Here is a 16,462-nt window from a genome sequence, read left to right on the forward strand (position 1 = left end):
GAAGGTAGTGTTCGAGATGTTGGCCGGCCGGCCGGCGGCCTCCTGGGCCGTCGGGCCGTCCGGGAGCGGGACGCCGTGGAGGTGGCGAGATGTCTGATCCGGCCAAGGTACGCCGGCACGCGGAACGAGTGCGTGAGCTGGTGGCTTCGGTGGTGCGGAGCCAGATCAAGGACCCGCGCCTGGGCATGATCACGATCACCGACGCCCGGATCACCGCCGACCTGCGCGACGCGACGGTGTTCTACACCGTGCTGGGTGACGCGGTGGCCCAGGCGGACACCGCGGCGGCTCTGGAGAGCGCCAAGGGGCTGCTGCGCAGCACGGTCGGCAAGGCGCTCGGGCTGCGGCACTCGCCGACGCTGACGTTCGTCCTCGATGACGTGCAGGACCAGGTCAAGCACATCGACGACCTGCTCGCCGCCGCCCGCAACGCCGACGCGGAGGTGCAGCGGCTCGCTGCCCGGGCCGAGTACGCGGGCGACGCGCAGCCGTACCGGGTCGACGACGAGACGGACGAGGTCGACGAGACCGACGAGGTCGCCGACGTCACGGAGAACCCCCGGGGTGGGGCGGCGCGGTGACGGGCGCCGCCGGTGCCCAGCTCGCCGCGATGGTCGACGTCGGTCCGTCCGAGGCGGACTGGGCGGCGGCCGAGGCGCTGATCCGCGCCCTCCCGTCGACCGGCCGGGTGTTGCTGGTCTGCCACGTCAACCCGGACGGTGACGCGCTGGGCAGCATGCTCGGCTTCGGTCTGGGCCTGCGTCAGTTCGGCGTACACCGGGTGCAGGCGACCTTCCCCGGGCCGCCGGAGGTGCCCGAGCCGTTCCGGGGTCTGCCCGGGATGGAGCTTCTGGTCCCGGCGAGCGACGCGGACCCGGCACCGGACCTGGTGATCTGCTTCGACGCGGCCAGCGAGTCGCGCCTCGGTGAGCTGGCCGACCGGTTGTCGACGGCCGGTGCCGCGCTGGTGCTCGACCACCACGCCTCGAATCCGGGCTTCGGCACGGTCAACCTGGTCGACCCGGGAGCCGCCGCCACGTCGGTGGTCGCCGACGGGCTGTTGGCACGGCTGGGCGTGACGACGGACCGGGCCATCGCCGAGTGCCTGTACGTGGCGCTGACCACGGACACCGGCTCGTTCCGCTTCGAGGCGACCACTCCGGCCGTACACCAGATGGCCGCCCGGCTGCTGGCTACCGGTATTTCGCCCGGTGACATCTCCCGACGCGTCTTCGACACCCGGCCCTTCGGCGCGGTTCGTCTCTTCGGAGAGGTCCTCGGCCGTGCTCGTCTGGAGCCGGCCGCCGCCGCCGGTCGGGGATTGGTGTGGACGTTCGCCACCCTCGACGATCTGGCCCGCCACGACCAGCGGCCGTACGTGCTGGAGGCGCTCATCGACTCGGTGCGGTGCACCGCCGAGGCGGACGTGAGCTGCGTGTTGAAACAGACCGCGCCCGAGGAGTGGGCCGTGTCGATGCGCAGCAAGGGCGCGGTGAACGTCAGCCGCGTGGCGGTCGCGTTGGGCGGGGGTGGCCACAGGTTCGCGGCCGGGTTCACCGGCCGGGGGAGCGCCGAGCAGGTCGTCGAGGCGATCCGTGGCGAGTTGGGCGAGGCGCTGATCTCCGGCGTCGGCTGATCGCGCGCGGCTCGCCCGCCGCGGTGGCGCTGGTGGTCGCCGCGGCAAGTTCAGGGTCAACTCCGGGGAGTGTTGGCCTTCCCGCGTTGCGTGAGACCGGGAAGAATTGCGGGATGGAGCAGCCGCACGATCTCACCGTGGAGGCCCCCCGAGCCTGGGATCGGCCCGCCGTCTCCGTCCCGGTTCTCCTCTGCCTCTCCCTCGTCGGTGGTCGGTTCGCGTCGTTCTCCACCGAGGCGAATCTCTACACGCTCGGCACCGGCGGGGTGTTGATCTGGCTCGGTCTGAGCAACCGGGTGCCCCGGCGTCCGGCGCCGCCCCGGCTGGGTGCGGGAGCGGCGTGGTGGGCCCTGCCGGTGGTGATCTTCGGGGTCTTCGAGGGCGCGACCTTCGTCCTTGCCGTGGGCGACGACTTTCCCACGTTCTCCCGGCTCGCCGACCCGCTACTGGAGGATCATCTAACCCGGTCGGCGGCGTGGTTCGCCTGGTTGGCCGCGTTCTGGGGTTTGGTGCGGCGATGATGCGGGCCCTCGCGATCGGCGGTTTCGTGACCGCGCTCGTCCTCTTCGCCGGCATCGAGTGGCTGGCCCGCCGGGAGGGTTCCCGGATCCCCACGATGAGCGACGTGTGCGCCTACGTGATGCGCTACGAGGTCGGGCCGGTGCCGGTGGGCAGGATCGGTCTGTTCGGCTTCTGGTGGTGGCTGGGCTGGCACTTCCTGGCCCGCTGAGGCGGGGTTCCGGCCGTCCAAATGGCGGGAACCGTGGGCAGCATATGGACCTGAACGATAACTTGGGAGACGGCCGGCACCGCGCTGTGGTGCAGGTCGTGGGCGGTGGTGCCACACCTCGCGCTGCCTCCCTCCAGGGTCGGACCGACCCGGGCTCGCTGCCCAGCCGGCCGCTCCGGTAACCCCGGACCGCCGTGCGGCGGCGCTCAGCACGACCGCCCGTGAGGGCCGCCGCGTGCCGGTGGCTCGCACCCTGGAAGGAGCGCCACCATGCCGAACAAGCCCAAGCCCGAGACCACCGACGACGCCCGCGAGCAGGCTCGCCGCGCCCTGCAGACGTCAATGGACACCCGCCAGTAACCCCCCGGGTAAACCAGCGCACCCTCAACACCCACCCGGTCTGCCGATCTTGCACTTGCGGTGGTGACGAAGCTGGCCCCAAGGCGCATTTCGCCAGCACAAAGTGCAAGATCGACGAGGTTGGGCACCCTGCTCCCTCGGTGCGGGGTAAGCCTGCGACGCGCTTGCAGTCCTTACCGCGCTCGTGTCACGATCGGCGGCGATGAGCCAGACCGCCACCGTTGACCGATCGGCCTCACCACGCCGGATCGCGAGCCTCGCCCTGCCGGCGCTCGTGGTGCTCGCCGCCGAGCCGCTCTACGTTCTCGTCGACACGGCCGTCGTCGGCCACCTCGGTCGGGTTCCCCTCGCCGCGCTCGCCGTCGGCGGCACGGTGATGACACTCACCGCCTGGCTCGGCACGGTCGTCGCGTACGGCACCACGGGACGCTCGGCCCGTCGCTTCGGCGCCGGCGACCGGGCGGCGGCGGTGGCCGAGGGAGTGCAGTCCTCGTGGTTGGCGCTCGGTGTCGGACTGCTGGTCGCGATCGGCATGCAGATCGGCGGGGGCGCGTTGGCGCGTACCCTCGCCGGAAGTGGTGGCGACGTTGCCGGCGCCGCCGCTCAGTGGCTGCGCGTCGCGGCGCTCGGTGCCCCTGGTCTGCTGCTCGCCGCGGCCGGCAACGGCTGGCTGCGCGGCGTGCAGGACACCCGACGCCCGCTGTACTTCGTGCTCGGCCCCAACCTGGTCTCCGCGCTGCTCTGCCCGCTGCTGGTCTACCCCGCCGGCCTGGGCCTGACCGGCTCGGCGGTCGCCAACGCGGTCGCGCAGACCCTCTCCGGCGTGCTCTTCGCCGGGGCCCTGGTCGCCGAGCGGGTGTCGCTGCGGCCCCAGCCGCGCCTGATCCGCGACCAGTTGGTGCTCAGCCGTGACCTGCTGATCCGGGGCCTGGCGTTCCAGGCCAGCTTCCTCTCCGCGACGGCGGTCGCCGCCCGGTTCGGCGCCGCCGCCGTCGGCGCCCACCAGATCGCCCTGCAACTGTGGTTCTTCACGGCGCTGGTGCTCGACGCCCTCGCCATCGCCGCGCAGTCCCTGGTCGGCGCGGCGCTCGGGGCCGGCGAGGCGGCGGGCGCACGGGCGCTGGCCCGCCGGATCGGGCTGCTCGGCGGTCTCTGCGGCGTCGCCTTCGCAGTGGTCATCGCCGCCGGCGCGGGCGTCGTACCGTCCTGGTTCAGCTCGGACGGGCAGGTCCGCGAGCAGGCCATGGTCGCCTGGCCGTGGTTCGTCGCCATGCTGCCCCTGGCCGGGGTGGTGTTCGCGCTCGACGGCGTGCTGATCGGCGCCGGTGACGTCCGTTACCTGCGCAACCTCACCATCGTGGCGGCACTCGGCGGGTTCCTGCCGGCCATCTGGCTGGCGTACGTGCTGAACCTGGGACTCGGTGGCATCTGGGCGGGACTCACCCTGTTCGTGGTGATCCGACTCCTCGCCCTGCTGCTGCGGATGCGCTCGGGCAGATGGGCGGTGGTCGGGGCCGTCCGCTGACCGCTCGCCGGTCAGCAGCGGACGGTGGTCGGCGCGGACGCGTCGAGATCGAAGATCGTGCCCGGGTCGCCCGCGGGTATCCGATCTCCGTGCGTATCGGCCACCCAGAACTGCTCCTGCACCCAGCCGTCGCGGAGCTTGCCGCAGTCCGCGTTCCAGGTCACCGCCTCCGCTGAGACGATCCACAGGCCCCGAGCGGAAGCCGGTACGTCCTCCGGGTGCGGCACCTGCCACACCACACGGTCCCGCAGCGCCACCACACCGGCGCCGGCCGGCGCCCGCAGGTCCACGTCGAAGGGGTACGCCCACACGAACTCGGTGGAGACCTCCAGCATCCGTGTGCCGTTTTCCGTGGTGGCCCGGTAGGTGACCCGTCCGTCGGCGCGGATACCGGGCTCCCAGTCCGAGGGCGACGCCATCCTGGTCGCGTACCGCAGGAAGGCGTTGCCGGTGAAGTCCGACCTGAGCTGCTCACGAAGGTCCGGGGCGAGCAGCCGGAGGAACGGTTCCGGGTCGCCGGTGAGCATGGACGTGTCGAGTCGGCTCTCGACCAACCCCTTACGCACCGTCTCCAGCGCCGCCCGTACCTGGGCCTCGCTGAAGGGCCCGGTGGCCTTCGCCGCCGGCATCCGCACGGCCTGTTCAGCGGGGGCGAAGGAGGCCGCCGGCGAGCCGGCGAACAGGTCCCGCGGTTCGCCCACTCTGCTCACCGGCGGGGTGCCGCTCGGGGTGGGCGTCGCCGCGGTGGACGTGCGGACGCCGTCGGCGACCCGGTCCACGATCACCAGGCCCCCGCCGACCATGACCAGGGCCAGCACCAGTCCGAGCCCCACCATCAGTGCGCCGTTGTGCCGGGCGGAGAAGAAGCGGACCCGCTCCCAGCCGGTGGGCGGGTGCTCGGTCTGCGCCGAGTTCATCCACTCCGGTAACGCCACCGGGTTGACCTCCGCGACAGCGGCCGGCGGTGCGGGCGGATCGGTCGGGCCCGGGGATGTGGGCTCGTTCGGCGCCGACTGCGTCATGGTTCTTTCCCGTCAGTAATCGCCGCTGGTGGCCAGCGCGAGTAGGTAGTAGGTGCCCGTCACCAGGGCGGTGCCGAGGACGGCGGCCGCGATGAACGACAGCACGGCGACGAGGTGTGGGTGCGTTTCGCTCCACCGGGCCCGGTCGCGTCGGCGCCACATCGCGCGGCGGACCGTCCGCAGCGCCCGCGAGCCTTCGATCAGGTCGTCGACGTAGCGTGCCGGGTTCCGCCGCTTCGGTGCCGGATGCCGCATCCAGTGCGGCAGATCGACCCGAGCGCGGTGCTCGTGGGCGGGACGGCGGTCGGGGGTCATCGGAGTCCTGGTCCTTGTCCGGGGGAGCGGGCGGATGATCTTCGCACCTTCGAGGGGTCGCGGGCCGACCCGTGGGACAAACCGGCCGAACCAGCGGATCGGCCGGACCTGCGGAAGGGGTGGTCGGGGCCGTCCGCTGACCGATGCCGTCGTCTGGCAGGCTTGGGCGACGTGAGCACCGATGGTCTGATCGTCGTCGACAAGCCCGGCGGCATGACGTCGCACGACGTGGTGGCGCGGATCCGCCGACTGGCGAAGACCCGCCGCGTCGGGCACGGCGGCACCCTCGACCCGATGGCCACCGGGGTGCTGGTGATCGGCGTCGGCCGTGCCACCCGCCTCCTGACCTATGTGATCGGCGCGGGCAAGAGCTACACCGGCACCATCCGGCTCGGCCAGGCCACCGTCACCGACGACGCCGAGGGCGACGTGATCGCCACCACCGGCGCCGGTCACGTCACCGACGAGGCGATACGCGCCGCGCTGGCCGCGCTGGCCGGCGAGGTCGACCAGGTGCCGAGCGCGGTCAGCGCCATCAAGATCGACGGGCAGCGGGCCTACAAACGGGTACGTGACGGCGAGAGCGTCGACCTGCCCGCGCGCCGGGTCACCATCTCCCGGCTGGAGGTGCTGGCGATCCGCCGCGCCGAGCCGGACGTGGTGGACGTGGACATCGACGTGACCTGCTCCTCGGGCACGTACATCCGGGCCATCGCCCGGGACGCGGGCCTGGCCCTCGGTGTGGGCGGGCACCTCACCGCGCTGCGCCGGACCGCGGTGGGTGGCTTCGCCCTCGCCGAGGCGGCGACCCTCGAACAGTTGGAGGAGCGCGCCCCGGAGGTGGTGAACCTGCCGCTCGACGCCGCGGCCGACCGGTTCTTCCCCCGCCGCGACGCGACCCCCGACGAGGCGAAGGTGCTCGGCCACGGCGGGCCGCTGGACCCGGCCGGCATCGCCGGGCCGTACGCCGTCTTCGGCCCCACCGGGGGTCTGATCGCTATCGTCAGCGAGCGGGACGGCCGGGCCCGCGCGGAGATCGTGCTCGCCCCGGCCTGACGGCGGGACGCAGGTCCGCCGGCCCCCGGCCGGCGCAGTCGACCCGCCGACGGGCGGGACAGCAGGGGAGGAGAGGCATGCAGCGGTGGCGGGGGTACGACGCGGCGCCCGGAGGATGGGGGCGCTCGGTCGTCACCATCGGCGTCTTCGACGGCGTGCACAAGGGGCACCAGGCGACCATCGGGCACACCGTGGCCCGCGCCCGGGAACTGGGCGTGCAGTCCGTGGTGGTCACGTTCGATCCGCACCCGGCCGAGGTGGTCCGCCCCGGCTCGCACCCCGCGATCCTCACCGAGCCGGGCCGCAAGGCCGAGTTGATCGAGGCCCTCGGCGTGGACGTGCTCTGTGTGGTGCCGTTCACCCCCGAGTTCTCCCGGCTGCCGCCCGAGCAGTTTGTGCACGACATCCTGGTCGAGCACCTGCACGCGGCGCTGGTGGTGGTCGGCGACAACTTCCGCTTCGGGCACCGCGCGGCCGGCGACGTGGCGCTGCTGGAGCGGCTGGGCCAGACCTTCGGCTTCGGGGTGGAGGGGAGCCCCTTGATCGCCGCGGACGGCACGGTCTTCTCCTCCACGTACATCCGCTCCTGCGTCGACGCGGGTGACGTGGGGACCGCGGCGGGGGCGCTGGGTCGCGCGCACCGGGTGGAGGGCGTGGTGGTCCGTGGTGACCAGCGCGGCCGGGTGCTGGGCTTCCCCACCGCGAACCTGCTCTGCCACCGGTACGCGGCGGTACCCGCCGACGGGGTGTACGCCGCCCGCATGATCCGCCGGGGCGAGCCCGAGCCGCTGATGGCCGCGGTGTCGGTGGGCACCAACCCGACCTTCTCCGGCCGGGAGCGGCGCGTGGAGGCGTACGCGCTGGACTTCTCCGGTGATCTCTACGGCGAGCGGCTGGCCCTGGACTTCGTGACGCACCTACGCGGGCAGGTCCGGTACGACTCGATCGAGCCGCTGATCGCCCAGATCGAAGAGGACGTCGAGCGCACCCGGCGCGCGCTGAGCTGATCATCCACCGGGCCACGCGGCCCTTGGCAGGGTGTTACCGGTGAGTGCTGGTAGTCTTGCGGGAACGTCGGGTGACCGGCGTGGGGCCTCGCGTGCCTGCTCGACGCCGCGGGTGCGAGGAACCGGTCCGTTCCCGGTCCCGATCGGGACGACGGACACCCATTTGATCAACCCACTGAAACAGGGAGAACATGGCGCTCGACCAGGAAGCCAAGGCCAGCATCCGCGCGGAGTACGCGACCGCCGAGGGCGACACCGGTTCGCCGGAGGTGCAGGTCGCGGTCCTCACCAAGCGGATCGCTGAGCTGACCGAGCACCTGAAGGTGCACAAGCACGACCACCACAGCCGCCGTGGGCTGCTGCTGCTGGTCGGCCGTCGCCGTCGGCTGCTCAACTACGTCCAGAAGAAGGACATCGCCCGCTACCGGACGCTCATCGAGCGGCTCGGTCTGCGCCGGTGACGTGACGGGGGAGCGGCCGCACGGCGGCTCCCCCGATCCGCGTCCCACCTGAAACAACACGGGCCGCGCGACCACCCGATAGGGAGCCGGTCAGCGTACCGGTCTCCGGTAGTGGCCCCCGGGAACCCGGCAGCACGCCGGCCTCCCGGGCGCTTCGATCGAAGACCGGCCGGCTGAGCAGCTCCCCTACGTCGTGGGCCCACGACGCGAAGGAGCACGACAGCACATGACCGAGACCAAACTCGGCACCGAATCCCGCACCGCCGTGATCGACAACGGGTCCTTCGGCACCCGCGAGATCACCTTCTCCACCGGTCGGCTGGCTCGCCAGGCCGCCGGTTCCGTCATCGCCCAGCTGGGCGAGACGGTCGTCCTCTCCGCCACCACCGCCGGCAAGCAGCCGAAGGAGCAGTTCGACTTCTTCCCGCTGACCGTCGACGTCGAGGAGCGGATGTACGCCGCGGGCCGCATCCCCGGCTCGTTCTTCCGCCGCGAGGGCCGGCCCAGCGAGGACGCCATCCTCACCTGCCGCCTGATCGACCGGCCGCTGCGCCCGTCGTTCGTCAAGGGCCTGCGCAACGAGGTCCAGGTCGTCGAGACCGTCCTCGCGCTCGACCCGGCGCACCCGTACGACGTTGTGGCCATCAACGCCGCCTCGATGTCGACCAAGCTCTCCGGCCTGCCGTTCTCCGGCCCGATCGGCGCGACCCGTGTCGCGCACATCGACGGCCAGTGGGTCGCCTTCCCGACCCTGGAGGAGCTGGCCCGCGCCACCTTCGACATGGTCGTGGCCGGTCGTACCCTCGCCGACGGCGAGGTCGCGATCATGATGGTCGAGGCCGAGGCCACCCCGAACGCCGTGACCCTGATCGCGGGCGGCGCCGTCGCCCCGACCGAGGAGGTCGTCGCCAGCGGCCTGGAGGCCGCGAAGCCGGCCATCCGCGAGCTGTGCCGGGCGCAGGCCGAGCTGGCCGAGGTGGCCGCCAAGCCGGTCGCCGAGTTCCCGGTCTTCCTGGACTACCAGGACGACGTCTACGACGCCGTGTCCGACCTGGCCCGTGGCGAGGTCGCCGAGGCGCTCACCATCGCCGGCAAGGCCGACCGCGAGGAGGCCCTGGACCGGGTCAAGGTCCGGGTCGCCGAGGAGCTGGGCGCCCGCTTCGAGGGCCGGGAGAAGGAGCTGTCCGCCGCCTTCCGGTCGCTCACCAAGTCCGAGGTGCGCAGCCGTGTGCTGCGTGAGCAGGTCCGCATCGACGGTCGTGGCCCGCGTGACATCCGGCCGCTGACCGCCGAGGTCGGCGTGCTGCCGCGGGTGCACGGTTCGGCGCTGTTCGAGCGCGGTGAGACCCAGATCCTGGGCGTCACCACGCTGAACATGCTCCGCATGGAGCAGATGGTGGACACGCTGTCCCCGGAGAACCGCAAGCGCTACATGCACAACTACAACTTCCCGCCGTACTCGACCGGTGAGACCGGCCGGGTCGGCTCGCCGAAGCGGCGCGAGATCGGCCACGGCGCGCTCGCCGAGCGCGCGCTCATCCCGGTGCTGCCGTCGCGTGAGGAGTTCCCGTACGCCATCCGGCAGGTCTCCGAGGCGCTCGGCTCCAACGGCTCCACCTCGATGGGTTCGGTCTGCGCCTCGACGCTGGGCCTGCTCTCGGCCGGTGTGCCGCTGAAGGCGCCGGTCGCCGGCATCGCCATGGGCCTGATCTCCGACGAGGTCGACGGCAAGACCCAGTACGTGACGCTGACCGACATCCTCGGCGCCGAGGACGCGTTCGGTGACATGGACTTCAAGGTCGCCGGCACGCCGGAGTTCGTCACCGCGTTGCAGCTCGACACCAAGCTCAACGGCATCCCGTCGGACGTGCTGGCCGCCGCGTTGCAGCAGGCCAACGAGGCCCGGCAGGTCATCCTCGGCGTCATGAAGGCGGCCATCGAGTCGCCGGCCGAGATGTCCGACTACGCGCCGCGGGTCACCACCGTCAAGATCCCGGTGGACAAGATCGGCATGGTGATCGGCCCGAAGGGTCAGACCATCAACGCGATCCAGGACGAGACCGGCGCCGAGATCTCCATCGAGGACGACGGCACGATCTACGTCGGCGCGACCAACGGCCCGTCGGCCCAGGCGGCCGTCGACCGGATCAACGGGATCGCCAACCCGACGCTGCCGAAGCAGGGCGAGCGGTTCCTCGGCACGGTGGTCAAGACCGCCGCGTTCGGCGCGTTCATCTCGCTGCTGCCGGGCCGCGACGGTCTGCTGCACATCTCCAAGGTGGGCGACGGCAAGCGGGTCGAGCGCGTCGAGGACTTCCTCAACGTCGGTGACCGGGTCGAGGTCGAGATCGCGGACATCGACGCCCGCGGCAAGATCTACCTCGACAAGGTCCGTCCGGAGGGCGCCGAGGCGCCGGCCGCCGGTGAGGCCGCCGGTGGCGACCGTCCGTCCGGCCGTGACCGGGGTGACCGGGGTCCGCGTGACCGGGGGGACCGCGAGCGTGGCGGCGACCGCGGCGGTCGTGGCCCGGAGCGCGGTGACCGTGGCGAGGGTGGCGGCGGCGAGGGTGGTGGCGAGGGCGGCGAGCGTCCGCGTCGCCGGACCCGGCACAGCTGACCACCAGCACCTGTAACACCCACCCCTCGTCGAACCGGGAGCACCACGTGAGTCGGGCCTTCAGTGCGCCGTTTCCACCGGATCGACGGGGGGTGGCCCCGTCTCGGGACACCGCGGCGGGCCGCTCCGGCGGCACCGCCCGCGCGGTCACCAGAACCCTCAGCGACGACCCGCTGGGCGGCACGGTACGACGTACCGTGCTGCCCAGCGGCCTGCGCGTGCTGACCGAGGCGATCCCGGCGATGCGCAGCGTCTCCTTCGGCATCTGGGTGGCGGTGGGCTCGCGGGACGAGACCCGTCCGCAGGCCGGCGCCGCGCACTTCCTGGAGCACCTGCTCTTCAAGGGCACCCACAAGCGGACCGCGTTGGAGATCTCCTCGCAGATCGAGGCGGTCGGTGGCGAGACGAACGCCTTCACCACGAAGGAATACACCTGCTACTACGCCCGCGTGCTGGACGAGGACCTGCCGCTGGCGATCGACGTGATGTGCGACCTGGTCGCCGACTCCCTGCTGGAGCCGGCCGACGTGGAGACCGAGCGGGGCGTGATCCTGGAGGAGATCGCCATGCACGACGACGAGCCCGGTGACGAGGTGCACGACCTCTTCGCCCGGGCCGTCTACGGCGACCACCCGCTGGGTCGGCTGATCTCCGGCACCGAGGAGACCGTCACGCCGATGACCCGCCGGCAGATCCAGTCCTTCTACCGGGGTCGCTACACGGCGCCGCAGATCGTCATCGCCGCCGCCGGCAACCTCGACCACGCCGCCGTGGTCAAGCTGGTTCGCCAGGCCGTGCGCGGCACGCCGCTGGACAGCGACCCGGCCGCGCCGGCCGCACACCGCGCGGCCACCCCTGCGGTACGCACCAAGCCGGCCACCACCATGGTCGAGCCGAAGGAGACCGAGCAGGCGCACGTCATCCTCGGCTGCCCCGGCATCGACCGCACCGACGACCGGCGCTTCGCCCTCGGCGTGCTCAACAACGTGCTCGGCGGCGGCATGTCCAGCCGCCTCTTCCAGGAGATCCGCGAGCAGCGCGGCCTCGCGTACTCGGTCTACTCCTACGCCAGCCAGTACGCCGACAGCGGTCTGTTCGCCGTCTACGCCGGGTGCGCGCCGGGCAAGGTGGACGAGGTGCTGGCCCTGACCCGCGCCGAGCTGGCCCGGGTGGCCGCCGACGGGTTGACCGAGGCCGAGGTGGCCCGGGGCAAGGGCATGAGCAAGGGCTCGTTCGTGCTCGGCCTCGAGGACACCGGCTCGCGGATGAGTCGGCTGGCCAAGGGAGAGCTGCTCTACGGCGACCTGATGCCGGTGGACGAGCTGCTCCGTCGGGTCGACGGCGTTACCGTCGAGGACGTCAACATCCTCGCCGCGGAGCTGCTGAGCCGGCCGATGTCGCTTGCCGTCGTCGGTCCGTTCGGCGAGGGCGACTTCACCGGCTGACACCGCTCAAGGATCTGTCCCGGCCGGGAGCGCACGTCCCGATTGGGATAGGTTGTGCCCCGTGACTGACGAGCAGGGGAAGACCCGGGTCGGCGTGTTCGGTGCCCGTGGTCGGATGGGCGTCGAGGTCTGCAAGGCCGTCGAGGCCGCTGACGATCTCGAACTGGCCGCCGCGATCGACCAGGGCGACGGCCTCGACGCCGCGTCCGCCGCCCAGGTGGTCGTCGACTTCACCACGCCCGACGTGGTCATGGACAACCTCAGGTGGGCCATCGGGCAGGGCATCCACGCGGTCGTCGGCACCACCGGCTTCACCGAGCAGCGGCTGGACCAGGTGCGCGGCTGGCTGGCCGACAAGCCGGAGGTGGGCGTGGTCATCGCCCCGAACTTCGGTATCGGCGCGGTGCTGATGATGCAGTTCGCCGCGCGGGCCGCCCGGCATTTCGAGTCCGTCGAGATCATCGAGCTGCACCACCCCGGCAAGCTGGACGCCCCGAGCGGCACCGCCACCCACACCGCCCGGCAGATCGCCCAGGCCCGCGCCGAGGCCGGACTCGGCCCGGTTCCGGACGCGACGAAGGACGAGGTGCCGGGCGCGCGGGGAGCCGACATCGACGGGGTACGCGTGCACGCCGTACGCGCCACCGGACTGGTCGCCCACCAGGAGGTGCTGTTCGGTGGCACCGGTGAGACGCTGACGATCCGGCACGACTCGTACGACCGGGTGTCGTTCATGCCCGGTGTCATCCTGGCCGTCCGTGCGGTGCGCACCCGCCCCGGCCTGACCATCGGCCTGGACCCACTCCTCGGCTGAGCCAGCGCGCGCCGCCCTCGCGATCTTGCAGTTTCTGTCGCGACAAAAACGGCAATCCTGCCCATCTCGGCAACACAAACTGCAAGATCGCGGGGACTGCACGGACCTCGCCTCTCCGTCGGCGTCGATCATGGAGTTGTGGTGCCCCGCAGAAGGGGCAGGTATGGAGCTTTCGCCCACCACAACTCCATGATCGACGGGGAGGGGCGGGGCGGGGGCGGGGTTAGCGGAGGTGGGAGGGGGTTGGGGTGCGTTGGGTGGGGATCGTCGGGGTTAGCGGGGTGGGGAGGCCGGTTACCTCGGCGTTTCCGGTCTGGTCGACCCTGACCGTGACCGGGGTACCGGCTACCCGGAGGTTGGTGGCCCGCACTGCGCCGAGTTCGGGGCCGGCGAGTGGGGTCAGCCGGACCGTGCCGCCCGGTACATCGGGGTAGAGGCCCGTCGCGGCTTGGAGCAGCAGGACCGCGCCCGCCGCGGCCCACGCCTGCGGACGGCAGGCCGCCGGGTACGGCACCGGGCGGCGCAGCAGCGTCCGGTCGTCGCCGCCGTACAGCTCGGGCATCCGGTAGTCGAACGCCTCGGCCGCCGAGAGCAGCCCTTCGGCCAGGCCGAGCGCGGCCTCGGAGTGCCCGGCGCGGGCCAGCCCGGCGAGCACGATCGCCGTGTCGTGGGTCCAGATCGAACCGCAGTGGTACGACAGGGGGCTGAAGCCGGCGTCGTCGGTGGACATCGTCCGCAACCCGAAGCCACCGGCCATGGTGTCCGTGGTGAGTAGGCGGGCGACCTGCGCCTCCTCGTCGGCGTCGAGCAGTCCGGTGCCGAGCAGGTGGCCGATGTTGCTGGTCAACGAGTCGACCGGTCGCTTGTCCCGGTCGAGCGCCAGGGCGGGCTGCGGGCCGTACCGGCCGTCGACCCAGAAGCTGTCCCGGAAACGGCGGGCCAGGGCGGCGGCGTGTGCGCGCCAGCGGTCTCCGCCGGGGCGGCCGAAGGCGTCCAGCAGTGCCGCGCCGTTCACCGCCGCCTCGTGCGCGTACGCCTGCACCTCGGCCAGCACGATCGGCGCGGGGGCCAGCGACCCGTCGTGGAAGCGTACGGCGTCGCCGGAGTCCTTCCAGCCCTGGTTGGACAGTCCGTGCCCGGTGGTGTCGACGTACTCGACCAGGCCGTCGCCGTCCGGGTCGGCGTGCTCGCCGAGCCAGCGCAGGGCGGCCTCCAGGTGCGGTAGCAGCGGTTCGACCTGTTCGGCGGGCAGGCCCCAGCGCCATGCGTCGTGCAGCAGGTTGACCCAGAGCATGGTGGCGTCGACGGTGCCGTAGTAGGCCGGCGGTAGTCGTAGCCCGTCGTCGGGGAGCGCGAACTCGTGGCGGCGCAGCTCGTGCAGGATCTTGCCGGGGGCCTCGCCGGTGGCCGGGTCGACGCGGGTGCCCTGGCGGCGGGCGAGTACGCGCAGGGTGCCGGCGGCCAGGTCGGTGCCGAGCGGCAGCATCATCCGGGCGGCCCAGAGGCTGTCCCGGCCGAACAGGGTGAGGAACCAGGGAACGCCGGCGCCGAGGAAGACGTCCCCCGGAGCGCCGGTCTCGGCGAGTCGTAGCCCGCGCAGGTCGTCCAGGCTGCGGTCGAGGAGACGGACCAGCCGCCGGTCGTCGGCGGTCACCTCGGGCCGGGCCCACTCCGGCTCGCCGGTCGGGCCGACCACCACGGCGCGGGGGTCCGTGACGGCCACCTGCCAGCGCAGCACGGTCTCGCCGCGCGGGGGCAGGTCGACCGGCCAGGTCAGCCGGGGCGCGGTGGCACGCTCGCCGGTGGCGAGCACGTCCGCGTCCGGCGCGGTGACGGTGACGGTGATCCCGTCGGCGGCCCAGGTGAGCACGCCCGGCTGCCCGGTCTTGGCCTCCAGGGGCGCGGTGGCGCCACCGGACTTGACCACCTCGATGGGCGCCAGGTCGCAGGCGAGGTCGACGCTGACGGTGGTCCGTACGCCGACCGTCGCGGTGGAGACGATCCGCAGCTCTTCGGTGAGGCCGTTGCGGGTGGCCCGGCGGGAGCGGTCGACGCGGACGGTGGGGTCGGGAGTGGGTTCGCCGAGCCAGCGGGCCAGACTGACGAAGCGGGCGCCGTGCGGGCCGTCGTCGCCGTGGGTCAGCCCTTCCAGCTCCTGGTCGTCCACCCGCAGCTCGGCCCGGGAGAGCACGCGGGCGTCGGCGTGGAAGACGCCCTGGACGCCGGTCGGGCGGATCTGCCCGGTCGCGTCCCCCAGCGCGCTGGTGGGGGCGAGCACCACCCCCACCAACTCGTGCAGGAGGGGTTGCAGCTGGCGTTCGGTCACGGTGCGGCTCCAGATCATCGGGGTGCGGGGCGGACGTCTTGACAACGCGCCCCTGGCGGTGCAAAGTGCGAAACATTCCAGAAACTTGAACGATCTAATTCTGCACTATCCGAATTGGATCGTTCAAGACGGCGAGAGGGATTAAGTGCCTGAAAAGGTAACCATCGCAACGGTGGCCCGGCACGCCCGCGTGAGCCGCCAGACGGTCTCCAACGTGCTCAATTCCCCGCACATCGTGCGGCAGGAGACCCGCCAGCGGGTCGAGGACGCGATCAACGCGCTCGGCTATCGGGCGAACCAGGCCGCACGGCAGATGCGCACCGGCCGGTCCCGACTCATCGCCGCCCGCATCGAACCCACCCGTGACGGCATCAACGGCTCCGTGCTCGACCGCTTCCTGCACGGCCTCACCGAGACCGCCGACGCCGCCGGCTACCGGGTGCTGCTCTACACCGCCACCGACGACGAGCGGGAGATCGCCACCTACGACGACCTGCTCGGCACGTACGAGCTGGACGCGTTCGTGCTGGTCGGCACCAAGTACGGCGACCCGCGTACCGCCTGGCTCGCCGAACGGGAGGTGCCGTTCGTGACGTTCGGTCGGCCGTGGGACGCGCTCGACGCGCACCCCTGGGTCGACGTGGACGGCGCGGCCGGCACCGCCGCCGCCACCCGGCACCTGCTCGACGCCGGGCATCGGCGGATCGCCTTCATCGGCTGGCCCATCGGCTCCGGCGTCGGCGACGACCGGCGCGCCGGCTGGCGCGACACGCTGGACGCCGCCGGCATCGACCCCGCCGGACTGCACCGGGAGACCGAGGACGGCGTCGCCGAGGGCGAACGCCTCATGCGCGACCTGCTCGCCGCCGAGACGCCGACCGCCGTGGTCTGTGCCAGCGACTCGCTCGCGCTCGGCGCTCTCCAGGCGATCCGCGACCTCGACCCGCCGGTGTCGGTGATCGGCTTCGACGACACGCCGGTGGCCGCCGCCATCGGCCTGGCCAGCGTCAGCCAACCCCTCGCCGAGGCCGCCGCCCGCTGCGTGGACCTGCTCACCGGCGTCCTCGACGGCAACCAGACACCCACCCCCGTGCTGCTCGCGCCCTCGCTGGCCCTGCGGCACACCGCGTAACCCACCCCCCCACCAG

The 16,462-nt window shown here is 72.4% G+C and carries 15 protein-coding genes; 12 read left to right on the top strand and 3 right to left on the bottom strand.

Annotated elements, in window-relative coordinates; all coding sequences use genetic code 11:
- The first annotated feature begins 89 nt into the window (after window positions 1-89).
- The 5 genes from rbfA (at window position 90) to ACTFTM_RS08290 (ending at window position 4,251) form a co-directional block, all read left to right on the top strand.
- On the top strand, window positions 90-581 hold the full coding sequence (gene rbfA, locus ACTFTM_RS08270) for a 30S ribosome-binding factor RbfA (RefSeq protein WP_449565235.1): 492 nt from the start codon (window positions 90-92) through the stop codon (window positions 579-581).
- 29 nt (window positions 582-610) lie between these two features.
- Window positions 611-1,636 carry a DHH family phosphoesterase gene (locus ACTFTM_RS08275; protein WP_449566574.1) on the top strand — a complete coding sequence of 342 codons (1,026 nt, stop codon included), beginning with the start codon at window positions 611-613 and terminating at the stop codon, window positions 1,634-1,636.
- A 113-nt stretch (window positions 1,637-1,749) separates the two neighbouring features.
- Entirely contained in the window at window positions 1,750-2,157 is a 408-nt protein-coding gene (locus ACTFTM_RS08280) for a hypothetical protein (RefSeq protein ID WP_421475037.1), read from the top strand.
- A complete protein-coding gene (locus tag ACTFTM_RS08285) occupies window positions 2,157-2,366 on the top strand; it encodes a DUF6186 family protein (RefSeq protein WP_449566575.1) in 210 nt (69 codons plus the stop codon). Before ACTFTM_RS08280 ends, ACTFTM_RS08285 begins: the two co-directional genes overlap by 1 nt.
- 562 nt (window positions 2,367-2,928) lie before the next feature.
- On the top strand, window positions 2,929-4,251 hold the full coding sequence (locus ACTFTM_RS08290) for an MATE family efflux transporter (RefSeq protein ID WP_449565236.1): 1,323 nt from the start codon (window positions 2,929-2,931) through the stop codon (window positions 4,249-4,251).
- Window positions 4,252-4,262: 11 nt separating this feature from the next.
- Here ACTFTM_RS08290 and ACTFTM_RS08295 read toward each other — a convergent pair whose 3' ends face one another.
- Both ACTFTM_RS08295 and ACTFTM_RS08300 read right to left on the bottom strand, forming a co-directional pair.
- On the bottom strand, window positions 4,263-5,273 hold the full coding sequence (locus ACTFTM_RS08295) for a hypothetical protein (protein ID WP_449565237.1): 1,011 nt from the start codon (window positions 5,271-5,273) through the stop codon (window positions 4,263-4,265).
- A 12-nt stretch (window positions 5,274-5,285) separates the two neighbouring features.
- Entirely contained in the window at window positions 5,286-5,588 is a 303-nt protein-coding gene (locus ACTFTM_RS08300) for a hypothetical protein (protein ID WP_449565238.1), read from the bottom strand.
- 171 nt (window positions 5,589-5,759) lie between these two features.
- Here ACTFTM_RS08300 and truB point away from each other — a divergent pair, with 171 nt between their 5' ends.
- The 6 genes from truB (at window position 5,760) to dapB (ending at window position 12,988) form a co-directional block, all read left to right on the top strand.
- Window positions 5,760-6,644: a tRNA pseudouridine(55) synthase TruB gene (gene truB / locus ACTFTM_RS08305; RefSeq protein ID WP_449565239.1), complete on the top strand. Its 885-nt coding sequence runs from the start codon at window positions 5,760-5,762 to the stop codon at window positions 6,642-6,644.
- 77 nt (window positions 6,645-6,721) lie between these two features.
- Window positions 6,722-7,651 (top strand): bifunctional riboflavin kinase/FAD synthetase, encoded by a 930-nt coding sequence (locus tag ACTFTM_RS08310; RefSeq protein WP_449565240.1) that lies wholly within the window; start codon window positions 6,722-6,724, stop codon window positions 7,649-7,651.
- 191 nt (window positions 7,652-7,842) lie between these two features.
- The gene (gene rpsO / locus ACTFTM_RS08315; RefSeq protein ID WP_007456699.1) at window positions 7,843-8,112 is read left to right on the top strand and encodes a 30S ribosomal protein S15; all 270 of its coding nucleotides are present in this window, start codon (window positions 7,843-7,845) and stop codon (window positions 8,110-8,112) included.
- A gap of 226 nt (window positions 8,113-8,338) precedes the next feature.
- The gene (locus ACTFTM_RS08320) at window positions 8,339-10,729 is read left to right on the top strand and encodes a polyribonucleotide nucleotidyltransferase (RefSeq protein WP_449565241.1); all 2,391 of its coding nucleotides are present in this window, start codon (window positions 8,339-8,341) and stop codon (window positions 10,727-10,729) included.
- A gap of 47 nt (window positions 10,730-10,776) precedes the next feature.
- Window positions 10,777-12,174: a M16 family metallopeptidase gene (locus ACTFTM_RS08325; protein WP_449565242.1), complete on the top strand. Its 1,398-nt coding sequence runs from the start codon at window positions 10,777-10,779 to the stop codon at window positions 12,172-12,174.
- Between the two features lie 61 nt (window positions 12,175-12,235).
- A complete protein-coding gene (dapB, locus tag ACTFTM_RS08330) occupies window positions 12,236-12,988 on the top strand; it encodes a 4-hydroxy-tetrahydrodipicolinate reductase (protein WP_449565243.1) in 753 nt (250 codons plus the stop codon).
- 223 nt (window positions 12,989-13,211) lie between these two features.
- Here dapB and ACTFTM_RS08335 read toward each other — a convergent pair whose 3' ends face one another.
- A complete protein-coding gene (locus tag ACTFTM_RS08335; protein WP_449565244.1) occupies window positions 13,212-15,314 on the bottom strand; it encodes an amylo-alpha-1,6-glucosidase in 2,103 nt (700 codons plus the stop codon).
- 172 nt (window positions 15,315-15,486) lie between these two features.
- On the opposite strand from ACTFTM_RS08335, the gene ACTFTM_RS08340 reads away from it, so the two are divergent.
- Entirely contained in the window at window positions 15,487-16,446 is a 960-nt protein-coding gene (locus ACTFTM_RS08340) for a LacI family DNA-binding transcriptional regulator (protein WP_449565245.1), read from the top strand.
- Window positions 16,447-16,462: the final 16 nt, after the last annotated feature.

This window comes from Micromonospora sp. RB23 (genome assembly GCF_053585025.1).

What these genes read in the sequence shown, in the direction of transcription:
- ACTFTM_RS08320 (WP_449565241.1), top strand. Translation starts at nt 8,339, where the DNA reads ATGACCGAGACCAAACTCGGCACCGAATCCCGCACCGCCGTGATCGAC.
- rpsO (WP_007456699.1), top strand. Translation starts at nt 7,843, where the DNA reads ATGGCGCTCGACCAGGAAGCCAAGGCCAGCATCCGCGCGGAGTACGCG.
- ACTFTM_RS08300 (WP_449565238.1), bottom strand. Translation starts at nt 5,588, where the DNA reads ATGACCCCCGACCGCCGTCCCGCCCACGAGCACCGCGCTCGGGTCGAT.
- ACTFTM_RS08275 (WP_449566574.1), top strand. Translation starts at nt 611, where the DNA reads ATGGTCGACGTCGGTCCGTCCGAGGCGGACTGGGCGGCGGCCGAGGCG.
- rbfA (WP_449565235.1), top strand. Translation starts at nt 90, where the DNA reads ATGTCTGATCCGGCCAAGGTACGCCGGCACGCGGAACGAGTGCGTGAG.
- ACTFTM_RS08280 (WP_421475037.1), top strand. Translation starts at nt 1,750, where the DNA reads ATGGAGCAGCCGCACGATCTCACCGTGGAGGCCCCCCGAGCCTGGGAT.
- ACTFTM_RS08295 (WP_449565237.1), bottom strand. Translation starts at nt 5,273, where the DNA reads ATGACGCAGTCGGCGCCGAACGAGCCCACATCCCCGGGCCCGACCGAT.
- ACTFTM_RS08285 (WP_449566575.1), top strand. Translation starts at nt 2,157, where the DNA reads ATGCGGGCCCTCGCGATCGGCGGTTTCGTGACCGCGCTCGTCCTCTTC.
- ACTFTM_RS08290 (WP_449565236.1), top strand. Translation starts at nt 2,929, where the DNA reads ATGAGCCAGACCGCCACCGTTGACCGATCGGCCTCACCACGCCGGATC.
- ACTFTM_RS08310 (WP_449565240.1), top strand. Translation starts at nt 6,722, where the DNA reads ATGCAGCGGTGGCGGGGGTACGACGCGGCGCCCGGAGGATGGGGGCGC.